Origin of the sequence: Streptomyces sp. NPDC056224 (genome assembly GCF_042267665.1) — a bacterium.
In the GTDB taxonomy this organism is placed as follows: Bacteria; Actinomycetota; Actinomycetes; order Streptomycetales; family Streptomycetaceae; genus Streptomyces.
On record NZ_JBHJTK010000072.1, the window covers coordinates 1 to 22,724 of the forward strand.

At 72.0% G+C, this 22,724-nt stretch carries 24 protein-coding genes; 10 read left to right on the forward strand and 14 right to left on the reverse strand.

From position 1 onward, the window contains the following. The coding region (locus ACFCZ1_RS37005) for a hypothetical protein (RefSeq protein ID WP_376682698.1) at nt 1-257 on the forward strand (257 nt) is incomplete at its 5' end. Nucleotides 258-428: 171 nt separating this feature from the next. Here ACFCZ1_RS37005 and ACFCZ1_RS37010 read toward each other — a convergent pair. Next, the gene (locus ACFCZ1_RS37010; RefSeq protein ID WP_376682699.1) at nt 429-1,070 is read right to left on the reverse strand and encodes a DNA-3-methyladenine glycosylase; all 642 of its coding nucleotides are present in this window, start codon (nt 1,068-1,070) and stop codon (nt 429-431) included. Between the two features lie 122 nt (nt 1,071-1,192). On the opposite strand from ACFCZ1_RS37010, the gene ACFCZ1_RS37015 reads away from it, so the two are divergent. The 3 genes from ACFCZ1_RS37015 (at nt 1,193) to ACFCZ1_RS37025 (ending at nt 3,215) form a co-directional block, all read left to right on the forward strand. Beyond that, nucleotides 1,193-1,975, forward strand: coding sequence for a sporulation protein (locus ACFCZ1_RS37015; RefSeq protein WP_376682700.1), 783 nt, complete (start codon nt 1,193-1,195; stop codon nt 1,973-1,975). Between the two features lie 52 nt (nt 1,976-2,027). Then, nucleotides 2,028-2,561, forward strand: coding sequence for a YbhB/YbcL family Raf kinase inhibitor-like protein (locus tag ACFCZ1_RS37020; RefSeq protein WP_376682701.1), 534 nt, complete (start codon nt 2,028-2,030; stop codon nt 2,559-2,561). A 150-nt stretch (nt 2,562-2,711) separates the two neighbouring features. Further along, the gene (locus ACFCZ1_RS37025; protein ID WP_376682702.1) at nt 2,712-3,215 is read left to right on the forward strand and encodes an HNH endonuclease; all 504 of its coding nucleotides are present in this window, start codon (nt 2,712-2,714) and stop codon (nt 3,213-3,215) included. Nucleotides 3,216-3,286: 71 nt separating this feature from the next. Here ACFCZ1_RS37025 and ACFCZ1_RS37030 read toward each other — a convergent pair whose 3' ends face one another. From ACFCZ1_RS37030 to ACFCZ1_RS37045, 4 genes are all read right to left on the reverse strand, one after another. Further along, on the reverse strand, nt 3,287-4,057 hold the full coding sequence (locus ACFCZ1_RS37030) for a sulfite exporter TauE/SafE family protein (RefSeq protein WP_376682717.1): 771 nt from the start codon (nt 4,055-4,057) through the stop codon (nt 3,287-3,289). Nucleotides 4,058-4,168: 111 nt separating this feature from the next. After that, nucleotides 4,169-5,155: an SPFH domain-containing protein gene (locus tag ACFCZ1_RS37035; protein WP_376682703.1), complete on the reverse strand. Its 987-nt coding sequence runs from the start codon at nt 5,153-5,155 to the stop codon at nt 4,169-4,171. An 85-nt stretch (nt 5,156-5,240) separates the two neighbouring features. Further along, nucleotides 5,241-5,672 (reverse strand): NfeD family protein, encoded by a 432-nt coding sequence (locus tag ACFCZ1_RS37040; protein WP_376682704.1) that lies wholly within the window; start codon nt 5,670-5,672, stop codon nt 5,241-5,243. Nucleotides 5,673-5,722: 50 nt separating this feature from the next. Further along, nucleotides 5,723-6,520, reverse strand: a complete 798-nt coding sequence (locus ACFCZ1_RS37045; RefSeq protein ID WP_328924981.1) for an ABC transporter ATP-binding protein — start codon at nt 6,518-6,520, stop codon at nt 5,723-5,725. Between the two features lie 133 nt (nt 6,521-6,653). Between ACFCZ1_RS37045 and ACFCZ1_RS37050 the strand changes: the two genes are divergently transcribed. Then, a complete protein-coding gene (locus ACFCZ1_RS37050; protein ID WP_376682705.1) occupies nt 6,654-7,439 on the forward strand; it encodes a hypothetical protein in 786 nt (261 codons plus the stop codon). A 304-nt stretch (nt 7,440-7,743) separates the two neighbouring features. On the opposite strand, the gene ACFCZ1_RS37055 is transcribed toward ACFCZ1_RS37050, so the two are convergent. The 3 genes from ACFCZ1_RS37055 to ACFCZ1_RS37065 form a co-directional block, all read right to left on the reverse strand. Next, entirely contained in the window at nt 7,744-7,989 is a 246-nt protein-coding gene (locus ACFCZ1_RS37055; RefSeq protein ID WP_376682718.1) for a chaplin, read from the reverse strand. A gap of 148 nt (nt 7,990-8,137) precedes the next feature. Then, complete coding sequence (locus tag ACFCZ1_RS37060) at nt 8,138-8,788, reverse strand: response regulator (RefSeq protein ID WP_376682706.1); 651 nt, start codon at nt 8,786-8,788, stop codon at nt 8,138-8,140. Beyond that, nucleotides 8,781-9,926: a GAF domain-containing sensor histidine kinase gene (locus tag ACFCZ1_RS37065; RefSeq protein ID WP_376682719.1), complete on the reverse strand. Its 1,146-nt coding sequence runs from the start codon at nt 9,924-9,926 to the stop codon at nt 8,781-8,783. The genes ACFCZ1_RS37060 and ACFCZ1_RS37065 overlap by 8 nt, the downstream gene beginning before the upstream one ends. A 173-nt stretch (nt 9,927-10,099) precedes the next feature. Between ACFCZ1_RS37065 and ACFCZ1_RS37070 the strand changes: the two genes are divergently transcribed. From ACFCZ1_RS37070 to ACFCZ1_RS37080, 3 genes are all read left to right on the forward strand, one after another. Beyond that, complete coding sequence (locus tag ACFCZ1_RS37070) at nt 10,100-10,849, forward strand: SDR family NAD(P)-dependent oxidoreductase (RefSeq protein ID WP_376682707.1); 750 nt, start codon at nt 10,100-10,102, stop codon at nt 10,847-10,849. 104 nt (nt 10,850-10,953) lie between these two features. Continuing rightward, nucleotides 10,954-12,042 carry an S-adenosylmethionine:tRNA ribosyltransferase-isomerase gene (locus ACFCZ1_RS37075; RefSeq protein ID WP_376682708.1) on the forward strand — a complete coding sequence of 363 codons (1,089 nt, stop codon included), beginning with the start codon at nt 10,954-10,956 and terminating at the stop codon, nt 12,040-12,042. A gap of 309 nt (nt 12,043-12,351) precedes the next feature. Further along, nucleotides 12,352-13,041 carry a transglycosylase SLT domain-containing protein gene (locus ACFCZ1_RS37080; protein ID WP_376682709.1) on the forward strand — a complete coding sequence of 230 codons (690 nt, stop codon included), beginning with the start codon at nt 12,352-12,354 and terminating at the stop codon, nt 13,039-13,041. Between the two features lie 107 nt (nt 13,042-13,148). Here ACFCZ1_RS37080 and ACFCZ1_RS37085 read toward each other — a convergent pair whose 3' ends face one another. Further along, nucleotides 13,149-15,680 carry an FHA domain-containing protein gene (locus ACFCZ1_RS37085; protein WP_376682710.1) on the reverse strand — a complete coding sequence of 844 codons (2,532 nt, stop codon included), beginning with the start codon at nt 15,678-15,680 and terminating at the stop codon, nt 13,149-13,151. Between the two features lie 1,877 nt (nt 15,681-17,557). On the opposite strand from ACFCZ1_RS37085, the gene serB reads away from it, so the two are divergent. Next, nucleotides 17,558-18,757: a phosphoserine phosphatase SerB gene (gene serB / locus ACFCZ1_RS37090; RefSeq protein ID WP_376682711.1), complete on the forward strand. Its 1,200-nt coding sequence runs from the start codon at nt 17,558-17,560 to the stop codon at nt 18,755-18,757. A gap of 97 nt (nt 18,758-18,854) precedes the next feature. Here the strand turns inward: serB and ACFCZ1_RS37095 are convergent, their stop codons facing one another. The 4 genes from ACFCZ1_RS37095 to ACFCZ1_RS37110 form a co-directional block, all read right to left on the reverse strand. Further along, nucleotides 18,855-19,376: a histidine phosphatase family protein gene (locus tag ACFCZ1_RS37095; protein WP_376682712.1), complete on the reverse strand. Its 522-nt coding sequence runs from the start codon at nt 19,374-19,376 to the stop codon at nt 18,855-18,857. A gap of 109 nt (nt 19,377-19,485) precedes the next feature. Beyond that, complete coding sequence (locus ACFCZ1_RS37100; protein WP_376682713.1) at nt 19,486-19,725, reverse strand: hypothetical protein; 240 nt, start codon at nt 19,723-19,725, stop codon at nt 19,486-19,488. Between the two features lie 145 nt (nt 19,726-19,870). Continuing rightward, the gene (locus ACFCZ1_RS37105) at nt 19,871-19,990 is read right to left on the reverse strand and encodes an SGM_5486 family transporter-associated protein (protein WP_376682714.1); all 120 of its coding nucleotides are present in this window, start codon (nt 19,988-19,990) and stop codon (nt 19,871-19,873) included. Nucleotides 19,991-19,995: 5 nt separating this feature from the next. After that, a complete protein-coding gene (locus ACFCZ1_RS37110) occupies nt 19,996-21,306 on the reverse strand; it encodes a CynX/NimT family MFS transporter (RefSeq protein WP_376682715.1) in 1,311 nt (436 codons plus the stop codon). Between the two features lie 66 nt (nt 21,307-21,372). On the opposite strand from ACFCZ1_RS37110, the gene ACFCZ1_RS37115 reads away from it, so the two are divergent. Beyond that, nucleotides 21,373-22,050, forward strand: coding sequence for a FadR/GntR family transcriptional regulator (locus ACFCZ1_RS37115; RefSeq protein ID WP_376682720.1), 678 nt, complete (start codon nt 21,373-21,375; stop codon nt 22,048-22,050). A 60-nt stretch (nt 22,051-22,110) separates the two neighbouring features. Here the strand turns inward: ACFCZ1_RS37115 and ACFCZ1_RS37120 are convergent, their stop codons facing one another. Continuing rightward, nucleotides 22,111-22,542: a hypothetical protein gene (locus ACFCZ1_RS37120; RefSeq protein WP_376682716.1), complete on the reverse strand. Its 432-nt coding sequence runs from the start codon at nt 22,540-22,542 to the stop codon at nt 22,111-22,113. Nucleotides 22,543-22,724: the final 182 nt, after the last annotated feature.

A 22,724-nucleotide genomic window follows, 5' to 3' on the forward strand; every position in this document is an offset into this window, starting at 1 on the left:
ATCCACCGAAGTGGACGGGGTATCAACTTCTGGCGTTGATTTTTGGCACGCTGTTGAGTTCTCAAGGAACGGACGCTTCCTTTGTACTCACCCTCAGTAACACTTACTGGGGCTTTCCTCCGGGCTTTCGTTCTGTTCTTGCGTTTCCAACTCTACCAGATCATTTCCGCGCCCTGCTTCTCGAAAGTCGCAGTCGGTTTGGATTTGAATTCGGTGACCGTTGGGGGTCTTTGCCTTTCGGCGCTCCACCACATTAGCGCTTATCCCTTGCGGCTCATAATCGAGCCGCCGGCCGGGAATTCGGGCATGCCGAATTGGACCCCGCCAGGGGTATGTCGTAGTGAGGTGGTTTGGCCGCTCCGGGGGCTGCTGAGAGCAGTGACCCGTTCAAGCGGCTCGGGCTACGTTAGGCGTCCGGTAGGGCCGAGTCAAGTTGAGCGGCGGCGTGGCGCGTGGGCTCGGTAGGGGCTCACCGTCGGGTCGTGGGTGATCCAGAAGCGGTAGGGGTGAGCGGCGCCGGCGCCGCTCACCCCTGTGCGGGGGCCGCTGCTGACCTGGTCGGGCGAGGTGGGGGTGCCCGTCAGGAGGGAGAGCGCGGAATCGAGGCCTCCGCAGAGGTCGGTGCCGTCGAGGGAGCGGTCCACGTCCAGGGCGGTGGCCAGGCGAGCCGGACCCTTGGCGAGTTCTCTCGGATATCTGGCGGAAAGTCGACGTTTGGCGGCCAGGTCGGCGCCCACCGTGATCTCTCCCGCGCGCACCAGGACCCCGCTCGCGTGGCCGGGCGGGCCGCACACCAGGTTGAGGCTGAACCACATGCCGTAGATGAAGTAGACGTAGGCGTGTCCGGGCGGACCGAACATCGACGCGTTGCGTGCCGTGCGGCCCCGGAAGGCGTGGGAGCCCGGGTCGGACTCCCCTTCGTACGCCTCCACCTCCGTGATGCGCAGTTCGATGGGGCCGTCCGGGGTACGGCGCACCAGGGTGCGGCCGAGGAGGTCCGGAGCCACGGTGAGGACCGGGCGGTCGAAGAAGGTCCGGGGCAGGGGCGTACGGTCGGGACGCGCGCTCATCCGGTCGAGCGTAGTGGAACGCGCACACCTGCAACCGGGGCCTAGGGTTCCGCGTCTGAGAGCGTGTTTCCGCAAGCGGTAGTAGCGGCGTAGTCGCCAGATCCTTCAAGGGGAGTTTGAGCATGGGGTTCAAGAAGCTGTTCGCGAGCCTGGGTGCCGGTGGTGCTTCGGTGGACACGATCATCACAGAGCCGAACGTCGTGCCGGGCGGGATCGTCCAGGGCGAGGTCCGGATCCAGGGCGGTTCCGTGGAACAGCAGATCGAGGGGCTGTCCATCGGACTGCAGGCGCGGGTGGAGGTGGAGGGCGGCGACCAGGAGTACAAGCAGGACGTCGTCTTCGCCAAGCAGCGCCTCGGCGGCGCCTTCAAGGTGCAGGCCGGCGCGGTGCACACGGTGCCCTTCGGGCTGGAGATCCCCTGGGAGACGCCGATCACCCACTTCGGGGGTCAGCACCTTCACGGGATGAACATCGGGGTCAGCACCGAGCTGGAGATCGCGCGTGCGGTCGACGCGGGTGACCTCGACCCGATCAACGTGCACCCGGTGCCGGCCCAGCAGGCGATCCTCGACGCGTTCCGGCAGCTGGGCTTCTCGTTCCGCAGTGCGGACATGGAGCGCGGCCACATCCGGGGGACGCGGCAGACGCTGCCCTTCTACCAGGAGATCGAGTTCCTGCCGCCGTCCCAGTACCGGGGGCTGAACCAGGTCGAGCTGACCTTCGTCTCGGACGGCCGGGAGATGGACGTCGTCCTGGAGATGGACAAGAAGCCGGGGCTGTTCAGCGAGGGCAGCGACACCTACCGCTGCTTCCAGGTGGGCCTGCAGTCGTACCAGGGCACCGACTGGGCGGCCTACCTGAACCAGTGGATCGCGTCCGTCGGTTCCCAGCGCAACTGGTTCTAGGCTCCTAGGCTCGGACCGGTACGCGTATCCGATCCGAGCAGGAGGGTCAGCAGTGACCGAGCAGAGCAGGGCTCCTCTTCCGCACGACTTCCATCCCGAGGTGCACGAGTTCACCGTGACCAGTACTGATCTGGCGCCCGGTGCCGATCTCGGCGACGCCCAGGTGAAATCGGGTGGGGACGTCTCGCCGCAGCTGCGGTGGGAGGGGTTCCCGGAGGGGACGAAGAGCTTCGCCGTGACGTGCTTCGACCCGGACGCGCCCACGGGCAGCGGGTTCTGGCACTGGGTGCTCTTCGATCTGCCGGCCTCGGTCACCGAGCTGCCGGCCGGGGCGGGCAGCGGGAAGTTCGAGGGGCTGCCCGCCGGGGCCGTGCACGTGCGGAACGACTACGGCACCAAGGACTTCGGCGGGGCGGCTCCGCCGGCCGGGGAGCGGCACCGGTACGTCTTCACCGTGTACGCGGTGGATCAGGAGAAGCTCGGCCCGGGCGGGGACGTCTCACCCGCCGTGGTCGGGTTCAACCTGCGGTTCCACACGCTCGGGCGGGCCCAGCTGATCGGCGAGTACGAGTCCCCCGCGCGCTGATCTCTTCTCCCGGTGTTTGCCCGGTCCTGGTCTAAAGGCGGCCAGGACCGGGCATTTTTATTGCGTTGTCCCGCGTGGCGCGCGCGGCCAGAGTGGTCGCGGGCCCTGCCGCAAGGGTGGTCGCGGGCCTGCACACGGGAGGTGGGCGAGATGCGGGACACGCTGGTACTGAATGCGAGCTTCGAGCCGCTGTCGACGGTGACGCTGAACCGGGCCGTGGTCCTGGTGCTCCAGGACAAGGCCGTGGTCGAACAGTCGCATCCCGAGCTGCGCGTGCGCGCGGCCACCATGGAGCTTCCGATGCCGCGGGTGATCAGGCTCTGCAGGTATGTCCGGGTGCCCTTCCGAAGACATGCTCCCTGGTCACGGAGGGGGGTGTTGGTCCGGGACCAACACCGGTGCGCCTACTGCGGGAAGCGCGCGACGACCGTGGACCACGTGCTGCCCAGGGCCCAGGGGGGTGGGGACACCTGGCTGAACACGGTGGCCTCCTGCGCCGAGGACAACCACCGCAAGGCGGCCCGGACTCCGGAAGAGGCGGGCATGCCGCTCCTCCGGAAGCCCTTCGTGCCGTCCCCGGCCGATGCCATGCTGCTCGCCCTGGGGGTGGCCGGGCAGGAGGCGCTGCCGGAGTGGCTGGAGCGCTCCGCCTAGGGCGTGTACCCCGGTTGTCCCCGGCTACGGCGTAGTCGGGGACGCTGGGCGGCGTAACTCCGCTACGTCGTTCAGCGGACCAGCAGCTGGACGATGGCGATGACGCCGACCGCGACGATGACCGCGCGCAGGGCGTTCGGCGGGAGGCGTCGGCCGACCTTGGCGCCGATCTGGCCGCCGATGGTGGAGCCGACGGCGATGAGGGCGACGGCCGTCCAGTCGAAGTCGGCGACGAAGAGGAAGAGGACGGCGGCGATGCCGTTCACCAGCGCGGCGATGACGTTCTTCACGGCGTTGATCCGTTGCATGTCCTCGCGGAGCAGCAGGCCCATCAGGCCGAGGTAGAGCACGCCCTGGGCGGCCCCGAAGTAGCCTCCGTACGCGCTGGCGAGCAGCATCCCGGTCAACAGCACGGGTCCGCCGTCGGGGTGGCCGGTGTCACCTCCTGCGGCCTCCTGGCGCCGGCGCAGGGCGGCGGCGAGCCGGGGCTGGAGGACGACGAGCACGAGGGCGAGTCCGATCAGGACGGGCACGATCGTGTCGAAGGAGTCGGACGGCAGGGTGAGGAGCAGGACGGCGCCGGCGAGTCCGCCGACGAGGGACACGGCGCCGAGCCGCATGATGCGGGCGCGCTGGCCCTGGAGCTCCTTGCGGTAGCCGATGGCGCCGCTGATGGAACCGGGCACCAGGCCGAGGGTGTTGGACACGTTGGCGGTGACCGGCGGCAGGCCGGTGGCGAGCAGCACCGGGAAGGTGATGAGGGTGCCGGAGCCGACGATGGTGTTGATGGTGCCGGCGCCGATGCCGGCGGCGAAGACCGCGAGTGATTCCCAGAGGGACATCGAGAGCACAGACGTGGACATGGACTGGGCCATCCCCTTTGCATGAGTGAGTCGCCTCCCCGCCATGAAGGTCGAGGGGCCTCACTGATCATGCAGCAGGGGATGGGCCGTTCAGTCGATGGGGGGCTGTTCGCGGCGGTCCGCGGCGTCCTTGTCGCGGGCGGCGGGGATGGTGCCGCCGTCCTTGCCGGTGTTCTGCGGGTTGAACCCGGATCCGCCGGCCATGGGGCCGAAGTTGCCCATGGCTCCGGAGAGGCCCTTGAGGGCGTCACCGATCTCGCTCGGCACGATCCAGAGCTTGTTGGCGTCGCCTTCGGCGAGCTTCGGGAGCATCTGGAGGTACTGGTAGGCGAGGAGCTTCTGGTCGGCGTCGCCCGCGTGGATGGACTCGAAGACCGTACGGATGGCCTGGGCCTCGCCCTCGGCGCGCAGGGCGGCAGCCTTGGCCTCACCTTCGGCGCGGAGGATGGAGGACTGCTTCTCGCCCTCGGCGCGCAGGATCTCGGACTGCCGGACACCTTCGGCCTGGAGGATCGAGGCGCGCTTGTCGCGGTCGGCGCGCATCTGCTTCTCCATCGAGTCCTGGATGGAGGTCGGCGGCTCGATGGCCTTGAGCTCGACGCGGTTGACGCGGATGCCCCACTTGCCGGTGGCCTCGTCGAGGACCCCGCGCAGGGCGGCGTTGATCTCCTCGCGGGAGGTGAGGGTCCGCTCCAGGTCCATGCCGCCGATGATGTTGCGCAGCGTGGTGACGGTGAGCTGCTCGATGGCCTGGATGTAGCTGGCCACTTCGTACGTCGCGGCGCGGGCGTCGGTCACCTGGTAGTAGATGACGGTGTCGATGTTGACGACCAGGTTGTCCTGGGTGATCACCGGCTGCGGCGGGAAGGGGACGACCTGTTCACGGAGGTCGATCCGGTTGCGGATCGAGTCGATGAACGGGACGACGATGTTGAGGCCCGCGTTGAGGGTGCGCGTGTAGCGGCCGAAGCGTTCGACGATGGCGGCGCTGGCCTGCGGGATCACCTGGATCGTCTTGACCAGTGCGATGAAGACCAGAACCACCAGAATGATCAGGACGATGATGATCGATGACATGCGGTTCCCCGTGCCCTTCCTGCTGTCTGTGCTGCCCCGTTGTAACGGAGTCTCGCAGACCCGCGGGCTGCGAGCAGGCTGCTTGTCACATGACGACGGCGGTCGCCCCGTCGATCTCCACGACGTCCACGGACTGGCCGGGCTCGAAACTGCTGTCCGCGTCGAGGGTGCGCGCGGACCAGACCTCGCCGGCGAGCTTGATGCGGCCGTCGGTGCCGTCGACGCGTTCGAGGACGACGGCGCTCCGGCCCTTCAACGCGTCGATCCCGCTGCGGTGTTGGGGCCGCTGGTCGCGGTGCCGGTTGGCGATCGGCCGGATGACGGCGATCAGCGCGACCGACACGGTCGCGAAGACCAGGACCTGGGCCACCGCTCCCCCGCCGACGGCCGCCGTGACGGCCGCCGCCACCGCTCCGACGGCGAACATGCCGAACTCCGGCATCGCCGTCAGGACGAGGGGGATGCCCAGTCCGACCGCCCCGATGAGCCACCACACCCATGCGTCGATGTCGTCCACATGGTCATGGTAGGTCCGGTGGGCGCGGTCGGGACAGGGTGCGGGGGCTCTTACTGACCGAGGGGCAGGCCCTGCGCGGTCCAGCGGTCGTTCCCGTTGCGCTCGACGACCAGGGGGAGGCCGAAGCAGAGCGACAGGTTGCGGGAGGTCAGTTCGAGGTCGATCGGGCCCGCGGTGACGACCTTGCCCTGACGGATCATCAGGACGTGGGTGAAGCCGGGGGCGATCTCCTCGACGTGGTGCGTGACCATGACCATGGAGGGCGCGAGCGGGTCGCGGGCGAGGCGGCCGAGGCGGCGTACGAGGTCCTCGCGGCCGCCCAGGTCCAGGCCCGCGGCGGGCTCGTCGAGCAGCAGCAGCTCGGGGTCGGTCATCAGGGCGCGGGCGATCAGCGTGCGCTTGCGCTCGCCCTCGGAGAGGGTGCCGAACTTCCGGTCGAGGTACTCGGTCATGCCGAGGCGGTCGAGGAAGGCGCGGGCGCGCTGCTCGTCGACCTCCTCGTACTCCTCCTGCCAGGTCGCCGTCATGCCGTAGGCGGCGGTGAGGACGGTCTGCAGGACGGTCTGCCGCTTGGGCAGCTTGTCGGCCATCGCGATACCGGCGATGCCGATGCGGGGGCGCAGCTCGAAGACGTCCACCTTGCCGAGGGTGCTGCCGAGGATCGTGGCGGCGCCCTTGGTCGGGAAGAGGTAGCTGGAGGCGAGGTTCAGCAGCGTGGTCTTGCCGGCGCCGTTGGGGCCGAGGATCACCCAGCGCTCCCCCTCCTTCACCGACCAGGAGACCTGGTCCACCAGAGCCCGGCCCTCGCGGACCACGGATACGTCCACCAGCTCCAGAACATCGCTCATGAGCGTGTTGTCACCCCTTGCAGTCACGGTTCTCTGTGCGCCGGCAGGCGCAGCCCCAGGGGAAAACCTACGCCACTCACGGAGGGGTCCGGGGCCGGGGCCGGGCCATGGCTCGGGTCCGTAGAGTTGAGGGATGCTTTTCGAACCACGTTCAGGGCGGTTGGCCGCCTGGGGGAACGCGCTGCTGGCCGGTCTGGTCTCGCCCGACGAGGCCGTGTTGTCGATCGTGGGCGAGGACGCCGTGCACCGGGTGGCGGGGCTGCCCGGGGAATCGGGTCCGGTGGGTCTCACGCTGGCGCTGGGGCGGATGCGGGCGCTGGGGGTGGCCGGGCTGCGGGTCGCGCTGCCCGCGCCGGGGCATCCGCTGGGGCTGAGCGGGCCGCCGGAGTTCAACGCCCGGGCGCTGGAGGCCGAGGAGGCGGTCGTCGGGGTGGGTGCGGCGCTGGGGCTCGTGCCGGAGGTGTCCGAGGCCGGGCCCGCGGGGGATGTACACGTGTCGGTGACCTGGCACTGCCTGCCGGTGCGCGAGGCCCCGCCGGCGGACGTGCCGTCGCTGGGCGAGGCGGAGCGGGAGCTCGCGGAGGCGCTGCGCGAGGCGACCGTGGTGCTGACGCGGCTGGACGTGGCGGGGTCGGGGCCGGTGGCGGAGGCGGCGCTCTCGGCGTACCGGGCGCGGGCGGAGGCGGGGCGGGAGGTCCTGGCTCCGGGGTATCCGCCGCGGGCGGTACGGGTGCTGGCGCTGGCGCAGCGGGTGGACCTGATGGTGTCGCTGGCGTATGAGAACGGTCACGGGGGTGCGGTGGCGGCCTCGGAGATGGCGGCGCGGGCCGAGGCCTTGCGGCCGGTGGAGCGGGTGGCCCGGCGGGCCCTCGTCGCGGCGTACAACTCGGCCGTCGAGGAGCGTGAGCGGGGCCGCTAGTCCTGTGGCCGGGGAGGTGTGCCGGATTGCGGCGCTCCCCCGGCTACCTCCCCCAGACTCCGTCCGGGTGGGACCCCCAGGGAGGGGGCCCAGGTGCGGGGCACCGCTAAGCGGAGGGCCGCGGCCCGTGCGGGACGTACCGGTGCGGTCCGGCGGCGCGGCGAGGTGCCGTGCCGGGGGCCGCGACCCGGTGGACCCTGCCGGTCACAGCTCTGGGGCCCGAGGGGCTCCCGGCCGTGCGGGGACGGCGGCGGCCCCGCTTCCCGGGGAGAGGGTGGAAGCGGGGCCGCTGGTCGGGCGGGGGTCAGGCGTTCACACCCGTGTTGCCGAAGGCCGGGTTGAGCAGGCCGATCACGGTGACCGTGTTGCCCACCACGTTCACGGGGACGTGCACCGGGGCCTGGAGCAGGTTCCCGGAGGCCACGCCGGGCGAGTTCAGGGCCTCGCCCTCCGCCGACGCACCGCCGTGCGCCGAGGAGACACCGGCGCCGGCGGCGATGAGGCCGCCCGCGATCATGGTGACGGCTGCGGCCTTCTTGAAGTTCTTCACGTTCTCGTCCTCCAGTACGTCTGCCGCGACCAGCCGTCGCGACACGCCATGGAGAACGGTCACCCGGCGATCGGGATACGCCATGTGGGGTACATACACCCGACCGTATGAATCTCATCCCGGAAGGGGACGGTCCGGATCGTGCCGGTCATTCGGCGAGTCCGTGCCTGACCGCCCACAACGCGGCCTGCGTGCGGTCGGACAGGTCCAGTTTCATCAGGATGTTCGAGACGTGGGTCTTGACCGTCTTCTCGGACAGGACCAGCGCGCGGGCGATCTCGCGGTTGGAGCGGCCGTCCGCGATGAGGCCCAGTACCTCGCGCTCGCGCTCGGTCAGTGAGCCCGGCCGGCCGGCCGAGGGGCTCTGCTCCTCCTGGGAGAGCAGGGTCGCCGCCACCTCCGGCTGGAGGAGGACGTGGCCGGCGTGGACGGAGCGGATGGCTCCGGCCAGGGCGTCGGGGTCGATGTCCTTGTAGACGTATCCCGCGGCGCCGGCCCGCAGTGCGGGGATCACGGTCCGCTGCTCCGTGAAGCTGGTGACGATCAGCACCCGTGCCGGGTTCGCCAGCTCGCGCAGCCTGCGCAGCGCCTCGATGCCGTCGGTGCCCGGCATCTTGACGTCCATGAGGATCACGTCGGGCCGCAGCTCCTCGGCGCGGGCGACGCCCTCCTCGCCGTCTGAGGCCTCTGCGACCACCTCGATGTCGTCCTGGACCTCCAGGAAGGTGCGCAGGCCCCTGCGGACCACCTGGTGGTCGTCGACCAGCACCACGCGGATCCGGCTGGGGGTGTCAGCCACCGGGGACCTCCATCTCGATCGTGGTGCCCTTGCCGGGCCCCGAGTGCACGGTGAGCCGGCCCCCGACACCGCCGGCGCGGTCCCGCATGGAGACCAGGCCCAGATGTCGGCCGGCGGTGCGGACGGCCCGGGGGTCGAAGCCCTTGCCGGAGTCGACGACCCTGAGGACCGCTCCCCCGGCGGGGCCCTTGGCCAGCGTGACCTCGACCCGGTCCGCCCCCGAGTGGCGCAGGGCGTTGTGGAGGGCCTCCTGCGCGACCCGCAGGAGGGCTTCCTCCTGGGTCGCCGGCAGGGCCCGTACGCCGTCACAGGCGAAGGTGACGTGCGCGGTGTGGGCGCGGTCGAGTACGTGGACCTGTGTGCGCAGGGTGGCGATCAGACCGTCCTCGTCGAGGGCGGCGGGGCGCAGTTCGGTCACGGCGGCGCGCAGCTCGTCGGCGGCCTCCGCCGCCAGTACGGCCACCTGCTGGAGCTCGCCCTTGGCCCGGTCCGGGTCCCGGTCCACGAGGGCGGCGGCGGCCTGCGCGGTGAGGCGCAGCGAGAAGAGCTTCTGGCTGACGGCGTCGTGCAGCTCGTGGGCGAGGCGGGAGCGCTCCTCGGCGATGGTGAGCTCGCGGCTGCGCTCGTAGAGCCGGGCGTTGGTGAGGGCGATGGCAGCGTGCTGGGCGAGGAGGGAGAGGAGTTCCTCGTCCTCGTCGGTGAAGCCGCGCCTGCCGCCCGGGGCACTCTTCTTGTTCGCGAGGAACAGGGCACCGAGGGTCTCCTCGCCGTCCCGGACGGGCAGGCCGAGGAAGTCGGACATCTCGGGGTGGGCCGCGGGCCAGCCCTCGAAGCGCGGGTCCTCGCGTACGTCGGCCAGCCGCTCGGGGCCGTCCTGGTGGAGCATCGCGGCGAGGATGCCGTGCTGGCGGGGCAGCGGGCCGATGCGGCGCCACTGCTCGGCGCTGATGCCGTCCACGACGAACTGGGCGAAGCCGCCGTGGTCGTCCGGGACGCCCAGGGCCGCGTACTCGGCGTCCAGGAGCTCACGGGCCGAGACGACGATCGTGCGCAGGACGTCGCGGACCTCCAGGCGGCGGCTCATGGCGAGCAGCGCGGCGCTCACGGCGGCGAGGCCGCTGCGGGGGTCGCCGTACATGGGGCTACCGGTCATGGCCTCACCGTACCGGCGCCCGTGACCTGCGGGATCGGGCGGTGGACGTAGGTCCAACGGACGTGTGCGGGTGGGGCCGGCGGCCGACGCGGCGGCGGGTGCGGACTTCCTAGGTTGGGGACATCTGCTGATCGGGACGGAAGGCGAGGGGTGCGGTCATGTCGGTGGCAATCGTGACGGGGGCGTCGAGGGGGCTGGGCCGGGCCCTGGCCGGGGAGCTGGCGGCGCGCGGCTGGGACCTGGTGCTGAGTGCGCGGGGCGCGGCGGCGCTGAAGGAGGCGGCGGCCGGGCTGGAGCGGTCGGCAGCGGCGACGGGCGGGAAGGCGGAGGGCGCGGGGAGGGCGGGGAGGGTCGTGGCGGTGGCGGGGGACGTGTCCTCGGGGGAGCACCGTGCGGCGCTGCTGACGACCGCGCGGGAGCTGGGCGGGCTGGACCTGCTGGTGAACAACGCGGGGGTGCTGGGGGCGGAGCCGCTGGTGCCGCTGGCGGTCCATCCGCTGGACGGGCTGCGCGAGGCCTTCGAGGTCAATGTGGTGGGGCCGCTGGGGCTCCTCCAGAAGGGGCTGGAGCTGCTGCGGGCCTCGGCGGCCGGGGCGGTGCTGAACATCAGCTCGGACGCCGCGGTGGTCCCGTACGCCACGTGGGGTGCGTACGGGGCCACCAAGGCGGCCGGGGACCTGCTGTCGGCGGTGCTGGCGGTGGAGGAGCCGGGGCTGCGGGTGTGGTGGGCGGACCCGGGTTCGATGCGGACGCGGATGATGGCGGCGGCCGAGCCCGGGGAGGACCTGGCGGGGCTGCCGACGCCGGAGGAGGTGGCGCCGGTGCTGCTGCGGCTGGTGGCGGACGGGCTGCCGAGCGGGCGGTACACGGCCGAGGGGCTGGCAGCGGGCGCGGAGCCGGAACGGTGAACGGCACGGTGAACGGAACAGCGGGCGGGGCCGTGGGCGGGCACTCGACACAGCGAGAGACGAGTCCCTATGTAAGGGACATTCCGCCACATCTTGTGGCCCGGGTGCCGGCCGAGCAGCGCGGGCCGGGGCTGGGCCGGGACGCGGTACGGCTCCTGCTCTCGCGGGGCAGTGCGGCGGCCTCGCTGCACGCCTTCCGGGAGCTGCCGGACCTGCTGCGCGCCGGGGACGTGCTGGTGGTCAACACCTCGGCCACGCTGCCGGCCGCCGTGGACGCCCGGCTGGGCGGCGAAGCGCTGGTGGTGCACTTCTCGACCCGGGGCGACGGGGGACGGTGGGCGGTGGAGCTGCGGACCCCGGCGGGGCGGGGCACGGCCGGGCCGCGCGCCGGGGGCCCGGCCGGGTCGGTGGTGGAGCTGCCGGGCGGGCACCACCTCGTACTGGAGGAGCCCCTCACGGCGGGGGCGGACCGGCTGTGGTGGGCGCGGCCCTCCCTGGAGGAAGGGCCCTCTCCGGAGGAGGGGCGGCGCGCAGCGCCCCCATCCGGGGTGGCGGCCGGGCGACGGGCGGGCGTGCCCGGCCTGCTGCAGGCGTACGGGCGGGCGATCCGCTACGCCTACACGGAGCGGGACCAGTCGCTGTCGGCGTACCAGACGGTGTTCGCGGTGCCGCGGGCCGACGGGGCGGGGTCGGCGGAGATGCCGAGCGCCGGCCGGCCCTTCACCGCCGGGCTCGTGGCGCGGCTGGTGAGCCGTGGGGTGCGGTTCGCGCCGCTGACCCTGCACACCGGCGTGTCCTCGCAGGAGGCGTACGAGCCGCCGTACCCGGAGTGGTACGAGGTGCCGGCGGCCACCGCGCGGCTGGTGAACGCCGCCGGGGCGGCGGGCGGGAGGGTGCTCGCGGTGGGGACCACGGCGGTGCGGGCCCTGGAGTCCGCCGCGGACATGCGGGGAGTGGTGCGCCCGGCCGCCGGCTGGACGGACCTGGTGGTGACTCCGGAGCGCGGGGTGCGGGTGGTGGACGGGCTGCTGACCGGGCTGCACGAGCCGCGGGCGTCCCACCTGCTGATGCTGGAGGCGGTCGCGGGGCGTGCGGCCGTACAGCTCGGGTATGCGGAGGCGGTGGCCCGCCTGTGCCTCTGGCACGAGTTCGGTGACCTCCATCTGCTACTCAAGGAGGAGACCGCTCACTGAATGCGTTGCTCCAGCAACATGGGGTGAGACTGTTACATGCCCGATGTGAGCCCGGGCATAGGACCCACATCACTTACGAAGCTCCCTAGTGGACACGTAAAGGTCCTGTCAGCGCGGGCGCACCTAGCGCCGAGGCCTGGAATCCGGCCTCGGCGCGCGGCCGTGATCCACTAAGCGGGATCGTACGTCACACCTTTGCCACAGGATTTTGCCGCCGCTAAGAATTGCTCCCGTCGCACAGCACCGCGGATCCCCGGATCCACAAAGCGCCTTCCTGCGACTCCCGCTATTCGAAGAGGTTGCCCCGCCATGTCTGCTTCCCGCACCCCCGGTCACAGTCGTCTGACGAAGGCACACAAGCTGTCCATCGCCGGTGTCGCCACGCTGAGCGCCGCCGCCGTCGCCTTCTCCCTCGTCCCGGCCGGTGCCGCGGAGGCCGAGACGGTCACCGCCGCCCCCGTCGCCTGGGCCCAGGCGGTGAACGGCACGCAGGTGAAGGCCATGCACGGCCACCTCTCCGCACAGCAGGTCATCGCCGACGCCAACGCGAAGGCCGCCGCGGTCAAGGCCAAGGCCAAGGCCGACGCCGAGGCCAAGGCCAAGGCCGAGGCCGCCGCCAAGAAGGCCCGCGAGCAGAAGGCGGCCGCGAGCCGCTCCGCCGCCCGCACCCCCGTCTTCGCGAACAACCTCGACGGCTGGATCAAGGAAGCCCTCTTCATCATGAAGAAGGAGGGCATTCCGGGCACCTACTCCGGGATCCACCGCAACATCATGCGCGAGTCCAGCGGCAACCCGATGGCGATCAACAACTGGGACATCAACGCCCAGAACGGCATCCCCAGCAAGGGTCTGCTCCAGGTCATCTACCCGACCTTCAAGACGTACCACGTCAAGGGCACCAAGTTCGACCAGTACGACCCGGTCGCCAACATCGTCGCCGCCTGCAACTACGCGGCCGACCGCTACGGCTCGATGGACAACGTCAACAGCGCCTACTAGGACGCCGACGGCATCAGAGCCTCCCCCCACGCGCCTCAGGGCGGCCCCCGGAGTACCGGGTGCCGCCCTGAGGCGTTTCGCGCGGACGCGGACTGCTCGCCGGCGGACTACTTGCCGGCGCGCATGACCTCCGGCTCGTGGCGGCGCAGCAGACGCTGCACCGCGAAGCCGCAGGCGATGCCGATGAGCAGCAGGATGATGATGTTCAGGCTCCACTGGCCGACCGTGGCGTCCCAGAGCGGGTCGGTGTTGGTCGGGTTGTCACGGTCCCACGGCGGCATGAGCTTGCCGAGGTTCAGCGTGGTGCCGGCGGCGGCGACGGCCCAGCGGGACGGCATCAGCCAGGCGAACTGCTCCAGGCCCGGAGAGTCGTAGACCTGGAAGAGGATGCCGGTGAAGACGACCTGGACGATCGCGAACATGACCAGCAGCGGCATGGTCTTCTCGGCGGTCTTCACCAGCGAGGAGATCACCAGGCCGAACATCATCGAGGTGAAGCCGAGCGCGATGACCGACAGGCAGAGCTCGACGGCCGGCGGCATGAGCAGGCCCTCGGCGGGCAGGTCGCGCGGGGTGAAGCCGATGGCGCAGATGATCACGCCCTGGATGGCCGTGATGATGCCGAGGACGATCACCTTCGACATGAGGTACGCCGACCGGGACAGGCCCGTCGCGCGCTCACGTTCGTAGATCACGCGTTCCTTGATCAGCTCTCGGACCGAGTTCGCGGCGCCGGAGAAGCACATGCCGACGCAGAGGATCAGCATGATCGTGCCCGCGTCGCCGTTGAACTGGGACGGCGGCTTCGGCGGCGCGAGGCCGAAGGTCGCGGGGATGACCGTGGAGACCACGCCCAGGACCGCGGGCAGGATCAGCATCAGGCCGATGAAGCCCTTGTCGGAGGCGATCACCGAGACGTAGCGGCGGATCAGCGTCCAGAGCTGCGAGCCCCAGCCCTGCGGCTTGGGCGGGCGCATCTGCTGCGGCGACGGCATCGCGACGGACTGCGGGGCGACCGCGTCGATGTCGGCGGCGTACAGCTGGTAGTGCTGCGAGCCCTTCCAGCGGCCGGCCCAGTCGTAGTCCCGGTAGTTCTCGAAGGCCGAGAAGACGTCCGCCCACGTGGTGTAGCCGAAGAAGTTCAGCGCCTCGTCCGGCGGGCCGAAGTACGCGACCGAACCGCCCGGGGCCATGACCAGCAGCTTGTCGCAGATGGCCAGCTCGGCGACCGAGTGGGTGACCACGAGGACGGTGCGGCCGTCGTCGGCGAGGGCGCGCAGCAGCTGCATGACGTCGCGGTCCATGCCCGGGTCGAGGCCGGAGGTCGGCTCGTCCAGGAAGATCAGCGACGGCTTGGTGAGCAGCTCCAGGGCCACGGACACGCGCTTGCGCTGACCACCGGAGAGCGAGGTGATCTTCTTGTCCTTGTGGATGTCGAGCTTGAGCTCGCGCAGCACCTCGTTGATGCGGGCTTCGCGCTCGGACTCGGCGGTGTCGCCCGGGAAGCGGAGCTTGGCCGCGTACTTGAGGGCGGTGCTGACCTTCAGTTCCTTGTGCAGGATGTCGTCCTGCGGGACCAGGCCGATGCGCTGGCGGAGTTCCGCGAACTGCTTGTACAGGTTGCGGTTGTCGTAGAGGACGTCGCCCTGGTCGGCGGGCCGGTAGCCGGTCAGCGCCTTGAGCAGCGTCGACTTGCCGGAGCCCGACGGGCCGATGACGCCGATGAGCGACTTCTCCGGGACGCCGAAGGTGACGTCCTTGAGGATCTGCTTGCCGCCGTCGACCGTGACCGTGAGGTGGCGGGCCGAGAAGGAGACCTCGCCGGTGTCGACGAACTCCTCGAGGCGGTCGCCGACGATCCGGAACGTCGAGTGGCCGACGCCGACGATGTCGTTCGGACCGAGCATCGCGGTACCGGACTTGGGCAGCGCCTGACCGTTGACGTAGGTGCCGTTGTGGCTGCCGAGGTCGTGGATCTCGAACCGGCCGCCGGGCATCGAGCGGAACTCGGCGTGGTGGCGCGAGACCTGGAGGTCGGAGACCACCAGCTCGTTCTCCAGCGCACGGCCGATCCGCATGACGTGACCCAGCGACAGCTGGTGGAACGTCGTCGGGCTGCGGTCGCCCCCGTGCTGCGGGACGGCGCCCTGCGCCGGGCGGGCCGCGGCGGCGGCGCCGCCACCCTGCTGGTGCGGGAAGTGCGGTTGCTGCTGCGCGTGCTGCTGCTGTTCCCAGGCCTGCTGCTGGGGCTGCTGCTGCGGCGCCTGGTACGCGGGTGCCTGCGGCTGGGCGTACGCCTGAGCCGGGGCCTGCTGGGCCTGCTGGGCCACGGCCGGCTGGGGCGCCGCGGCTCCGATGGGATTCAGCCGCGGGCCGTCGGTGGCGTTGCCCAGGTGGACCGGCGTGCCGGGCACGAGTTCGGCCTGCTGCACCCGGGCTCCGTGCACATAGGTGCCGTTGGTGCTGCCGTGGTCCTCGATGCCCCAACCACGGCCGTTCCAGCTGATGGTGGCGTGACGCCAGGACACCCGGGCGTCATCGATCACCACATCTCCCTGGGGGTCACGCCCCAGCGAGTACGACCTGGACGGATCGAGCGTCCAGGTCCTTCCATTCAATTCCAGTACGAGTTCCGGCACTCCAGCCCCACTTAAGTCCCCCGAGAATCCCCCATGACGTCAGGGAGTCTAGGGATGGCGAACATCCGGGGGAACTATTTCAGGCCCAAGGCCACATGTGGAATCCGGGCCTTGCCGGGGCGCCCAGGACTGGCCGTTGACGAGGGCGAAAGTCACCCGGAGAGTGAGATAGGGGACTTCTCGCCCAGCCTTCTCGCCCGGGCTTCTCACGCCGGCGTCCGCCCGGACCGCTCCGCTCGGCGGGCATCGGGGGACCGCTCATGCGCCGCACGGCCCGCCCGGGTGGTGGTTGGTCGCGGCGTTGCCCGTCGCCGCAGCTGGGCGCGCCGACGTGGCCGGGCACGACGTGGTCACCCTCGACGGGGCGGTGCTGCCGAAAGGCCCCGGCGAAGGTGGAGATCCCCGGGACCGGGGACATCGGCGGGCTGCTCCCGGACCGCGTCGGGGTCCTGATCGGGACCCGGGCCCCGGGTGGGGTTCTCGGTGGAGCCGGGACCGACCCTGCGGGGCGCGGGGGTGTGGGCGGTGGTGGTACTGGCCCCCGACCCTGCCGGTCTCGCGGCGCGGGCCCGCCCCGCCGACGCGGCTGCGGCCGGCCGACTCGATGGTGGTGCCGGTGGTGCCGGTGTTTCTGGTGGCGGTGGCCGGGCCGGCGGCCGACGGCGGGCGATGAGCGCCCCGGGCGGGTGCTGCAGGGGCGCGCTTGGGCGCCCGCGGGACGAACTCCGGGAGACGGGTCTGGCGGGGTTCTTCTCGGGCTCGCCCCGCTGAGCGGGCGGCCTCGGGTGCGCCGGCCCGGCTGCTGCCGGATCCGCTGAACGAGCTGCTGGCCGGCTCCGCTCGCGAGCTGGGGACGGTGGCCCGCCTGGCGGAGTGGACGACGGACGGGTCCGGCTGCTGGTCGCGGTCGCGGCGCTGCTGTGGCCGTACGCGGGGTGCCGGCCGCCGTACGGACTCCGGGACGCGGGGGCGCAAGGGGGCGCGGCGCGGCTGTCGGCCGTGGCCAGGCGGGCCCCCGGCGGGCCTGGTGCGGCTGACGGGATTCTCCGCGGATGCCTCGTCGGCGGCGCTGAGGATGGACGCGGTGGATGCCGGGGTGGAACTGCGCGGGTCCGTCCCGCTCGCCCTGGCGCTGACGCTGGCCGGAGCGTGGGGCGCGGCAGGCAGGCGAGGCAGCGGGCGAGCACGGCAGGAGCGGCGGCACGACAGGCGGGCGCGGCCAGCGCGGCGGCAGGCACGGCAGGCACGGGGGCAGGCGCGGCAGCGGACGCGCGGACGCGGCCAGCACGGCAGGCGCAACAGCGGCGGCGCGGCGGGCGGACGCGGCAGGCACGGCGGCGGGCGCGGCCAGCGCGGCACGCACGACAGCACGGCAGACAGGCGCGGAGGCGGGCGCGGCAGGCACGGCAGCACCGCAGGAGCGGCGGCACGGCAGGCAGGGCGCGGCAGGCACGGGGCAGGCGCGGCAGCAGGAGCGGCCAGCGCGGCACGCGCGGCAGCACCGCAGGCAGAGCGGCGCGGCAGGCGGGTCGGCGCCGCCGGAGGTCCATGCCGGGGTGGGGCTCGCCCCCGACCCCGGCCGGGTCGGCGGGGCTGGATCCCGGCGCGCCCGCGGTCGCGTACGGCCGGGGGGCGACGACGGGCCGGGGGTACCCGTACCTGGATCCGCACGGCTCCGGGAACGTGACCGGTCACCGGCATCCCGGGCGCGGCCGGGATGCCGGTGACCCCGCCTCCCCCACGGTGAGCGCCGCCGCCGCGGCCGCGGTGACCGCCCCGGCTTCGGCGGACGGAGCGGGTCGAGGAAGAGCGCGGCGCGTTCAAGAGGTGGGACGGGGGTCCTGTCCCCGGGGCTGGGAAGATACGGTGAGGACACCATGAGCGCTTCGCAGACCTCCGACGTCCCCACCCTCCTCGTCAAGATCTTCGGCAAGGACCGTCCCGGGATCACCGCCGGGCTGTTCGACACCCTCGCCGCCTACTCCGTCGACGTCGTCGACATCGAGCAGGTCGTCACCCGGGGCCGCATCGTCTTGTGCGCCCTCGTCACCAAGCCCGCCGACGGCGCCGAAGGCGAGCTGCGGGCCACCGTCCACAGCTGGGCCGAGTCGCTGAAGCTGCAGGCCGAGATCCTCTCCGGTACCGGCGACAACCGGCCGCGCGGCAGCGGCCGGTCCCACGTCACCGTGCTCGGGCACCCGCTCACCGCCGAGTCCACGGCGGCCATAGCGGCCAGGATCACCGCGACCGGCGGCAACATCGACCGTATCTTCCGGCTCGCCAAGTACCCGGTGACCGCGGTGGAGTTCGCCGTGTCCGGCACCGAGACCGAGCCCCTGCGCACCGCGCTGGCCACCGCAGCCGCGCAGATCGGCGTGGACGTGGCCGTCGTCTCGGCCGGACTGCACCGCCGGGCCCAGCGCCTGGTCGTCATGGACGTGGACTCGACCCTGATCCAGGACGAGGTCATCGAGCTCTTCGCCGCGCACGCCGGGTGCGAGGCCGAGGTAGCCGAGGTCACCGAGAGGGCGATGCGCGGCGAGCTGGACTTCGAGCAGTCGCTGCACGCCCGCGTGGCGCTGCTGGCCGGACTGGACGCCTCCGTCGTCGACAAGGTCCGCTCCGAGGTGCAGCTGACCCCGGGCGCCCGGACCCTGATCCGTACGCTCAAGCGGCTCGGCTACCAGGTGGGCGTGGTGTCGGGCGGTTTCACCCAGGTGACGGACGACCTGCGGGAGCGGCTGGGGCTGGACTTCGCCTCCGCCAACACGCTGGAGATCGTCGACGGGAAGCTGACGGGCCGGGTGACCGGCGAGATCGTGGACCGTGCGGGCAAGGCCCGGCTGCTGCGCCGCTTCGCCGCGGAGGCCGACGTGCCGCTGTCGCAGACGGTTGCCATCGGCGACGGCGCCAACGACCTGGACATGCTGAACGCGGCCGGGCTGGGCGTGGCCTTCAACGCCAAGCCGGTGGTCCGCGAGGCCGCGCACACCGCGGTGAACGTGCCCTTCCTCGACGCGGTGCTGTACCTGCTCGGGATCACCCGCGAGGAGATCGAAGCCGCCGACCTGGCCTGATCTGCGGGTCGTCCGTCCGTACGACACGGGAGGGCCCCGGCAGCCGCGCAGGCCGCCGGGGCCCTCCCTCGTCAGTGCCCCCGGTCCCCCGGTCCGGTCAGTGGTCCTTGGGCGTCCAGAAGTCGACCAGCGTGCCCACGCCGTGCTCCAGGGACTTCCACGAGCCGGTGAAGGAGACGACGGCGAGGGCCGCGGTCGGGAATCCGGTCCGGGTCATCCGCGCCAGCGTGTCGTTTTTCGCGCCCCCGGAGAGGGCGTCGGCGAGGGCGTGCATGCCGGGGTTGTGGCCGATGACCAGGAGGTCGGCGACCTCGTCGGAGGTCTCGTTCAGCAGGGCGATGAGCTCGCCCAGCGAGGCGTCGTAGAGCCTCTCCTCGTACGTGGTCTTCGGCCGGTGCGGCATCTCCTGGACGGCGAGCTTCCAGGTCTCGCGGGTGCGGGCGGCGGTGGAGCAGAGGGCCAGGTCGAAGGCGATGCCGGTTTCGGCGAGCTTCAGACCGACGGCCGGCGCGTCCTTGCGGCCGCGTTCCGCCAGGGGGCGGTCGTGGTCGGACACCTCGGGCCAGTCGGCCTTGGCGTGCCGGAGGAGGGCGATCCTGCGGGTTGTGTCGGCGCTCATGGCTCCCAGCTTCGCATGAAACGGGCCACGGGGCGCAGGGTGTTGAAGGCCTCCGCGCGCTGGTGGAGCAGACTCCGGCGCACCCCGGCGCATCCCGGGCGTACGTGGTTCAGCCGACGGCGCGCAGGAGCTGCTGGGTGACGTGGATCAGTCCGGTGGCCTCGCCGGCGGCGGCGTGGGCCTCCCCGGATCCGGCGAGGAGGAGCAGCAGGAGGCCGAAGGCGAGCGCGGGCAGGGCCAGCGCCCACCAGTGCAGACGGGCGTCGGCGCCGTGCCGGGCGCCGGCGGTGGCCCGCGCGCCGGCCCGGGGGGCGGACGGGAGGGAGCGGGTGTGCGTGGGGGCCGACATGGCCGCCTCCGGGGGTGCTGACGGGACTGGCTCGCTCCTTCGAACCTATGGATTCGAAGGAGCGGTTCCCATCCGGGGCGCACCCCAGTTCACCCTGACCCTGGCCCCCTAGGGGTTGGTGGGGATAACCCCACCGGTCCGCCGGTCAGGGGGAGGCGATCGACGCGATGACGGAGATGATCACGGTCACGACGAGCATCGCGCCGAGCACGAGGCCGAGCTTCCTTCGGCCGTGCTGCGGGTTCGGTTCAAGTACGGGCGACATGCCGCTCAGTCTCCCATGCCGCATTCGTCCTCGATCGTGCGGTCCCGTCCGGCCAGGACTCCGAGCGCGATCTGCGGGACGAGCAGTCCGGCCATGAGGGCCAGGGGCAGGTCCCAGCCTCCGCTGTGCTGGTAGAGGGTGCCGATGACCAGGGGGCCGGGGATGGAGATGAGGTAGCCGGCGCTCTGGGCGAAGGCGGAGAGCTTGACGACGCCGGCCGGGGACTTGGCGCGCAGCCCGATCATCGTGATGACGAGGGGGAAGGCGCAGTTGGAGACGCCGAGCAGGAGCGCCCAGGCCCACGCGCCCGCGGCCGGGGCGAAGTAGAGCCCGAGGTACCCGGCGAGACCGAAGAGGCCGAGGGTGACGGCGATGGGGCCCTGGTTGCGCATCCGGCCGGCCAGGCCGGGGATGACGAAGGCGAGCGGGACGCCCATGACCATGGTGACGGCGAGCAGCACGCCGGCGGTGGAGGCGGAGACTCCGGCGTCGCGGAAGATCTGCGGGAGCCAGCCCATGGTGATGTAGGCGCCGGTGGCCTGGAGGCCGAAGTAGCAGGCCAGGGCCCAGGCGGTGCGGCTGCGGACGACCCGGGGGCCGGTGTCGGCCGGCACGGCGGTCCCCTCGCCGGAGCCGGCGGCCGCGGCCTCGACCCGTGCGGCGCGCCGCGAGGCGCGGGCGATGGGCAGCCAGGGCAGTACGGCGACCAGTGCGAGCACGGCCCAGACCAGCAGGCCGGTGCGCCAGCTGCCGCCGAGGGCGCCGGTCAGCGGGACGGTCGCGGCGGCGGCGAGCGAGGTGCCGGCGGCCAGCGCCATGGAGTACAGGCCGATCATGGTGCCGACCCGGTCCGGGAAGTAGCGCTTGACGATCACCGGGAGCAGGACGTTGGTCAGGGCTATGCCGGCCAGGGACAGCGCGCTGGCGGCGAGGAAGCCGGCGGCGCCGCCCGCGAAGGGCCGGATCAGCAGGCCCGCGGCGACGGCGGCCATGCCGGCGCAGACGACGGCGGCCGGGCCGAAGCGGCGGGAGAGCCGGGGCGCGGTGACGCCGAAGACGGCGAAGCAGAGGGCGGGGACGGAGGTGATGAGTCCGGCGACGGTGCCGCTCATGCCGAGGCCCGTACGGGTCTCCTCGAAGAGCGCGCCGAGGCTGGTGATGGCGGGCCGCAGGTTGAGGGCGGCCAGCACGATTCCGACGATGAGCACCGGACCGAGCCACGTGGGGGCGACGTGGACGGGGGTGGGAAGGGGCTGGTCGGGGGCGGTGCGCACGACCGGCGGGCGGTACATGGTCTGGATTTCTTCGTCGGACATTCAACCATCATAGAATCATGGGATGATTGGTTGTCCAGCCGTCTTCAGTGGAACGAAGAGGAACACATGCCGCTGACCTCGCCACGGCGCTCCGCGCTCGTCGACCAGGTGATCTCCCAGTTGCGGAACCAGATCACCTCCGGCGAGTGGCCGGTCGGCGCCCGCATCCCCACCGAGCCGGAGCTGGTGGAGCTGCTCGGCGTCGCCCGCAACACGGTGCGTGAGGCGGTGCGGGCGCTCGCGCACAACGGCCTGCTCGACATCCGGCAGGGCTCGGGTACGTACGTCATCGCCACCAGCGAGCTGGCCGGGGTGATGCACCGCCGTTTCGCCGCGGCGGAGCCGCGGCACATCGCGGAGCTGCGCTCGACCCTGGAGTCCTCGGCGGCCCGGCTGGCGGCGGAGCGGCGCACCGAGCGGGACCTCGCACAGCTGGACGCGCTGCTCGCACGGCGCGAGGAGGCCTGGACGGGCGGGGACGCGGAGCTGTTCGTCGCGGCGGACGTGAGCCTGCACATGGCGGTGGTCACGGCCTCGCACAACGACGTGCTGGTCGAGTTGTACGCGGACCTCGGCGATCTGGTGGCGGACTGGCTGCGCGCGGACGTCGGGACCGAGCTGCACCCCTCCGCCCACATGGACCACGCCCGGCTGATCGAGGCGATCCGGCGGGGCGACGGGGACGCGGCCGCCTCGGAGGCGGCGGGCTATCCCTTCACCTGCCTCGGCAAGGGCACCGCCTGAGGAACGGCGGAACGGCAGGAGCGCCAGGAGCGGCAGGAGCGCCAGGGACGCGCCGGGCGCTCACGGCCGCTGGTGGCTGACCCAGGCCGAGCGCACTTCCTTCCAGCAGCGGCTGACGAGTTCGACGCGGCCGGCCGGGCCGACGGCCACGGCCGCGCCGTCGCCGTCCAGGTCCCACCAGCGGTCGCACTCGACGTGCAGCCGCACCAGGTCGGTCTGCGGATAGCCGTTGTGGCAGTGCGCCGTCACCTGCGAGCCGTTGATCTCGGTGTCGCAGTCGGCACCGAAGAGGTCCTCGGTGTCGGGCCGCGCGGGCTGTACGGGGGGTTCGGCGGGGAGGTCGGCGAGGTCCACCACGGCGGGGGCGACCACCTCGGGGCCGTACGCCGGTTCCCCGCCCGCGGGCTGCGCGAGCGCGCCGGGGCCCAGGAGTCCGGTCAGGATCACCGAGGTGAACAGCAGCGACAGCGTCCGGCTCGGCCTCGCGCGCACTCCCGTACCTCCTCCCCACAGGAGCCGGGAAGATCCCGACGTGGCCAGTTTGCAGGCATCTGTCCTGGTTTTCGACTCGGGAAGATCCGGTCGCACGGCGAACATCCGATCGAACACGGCGCCGCGGGCCGCCCCGCGGCCCACGAGAACGGCGGCGGCCGCGCCTCCCGGAAGGGAAGCGC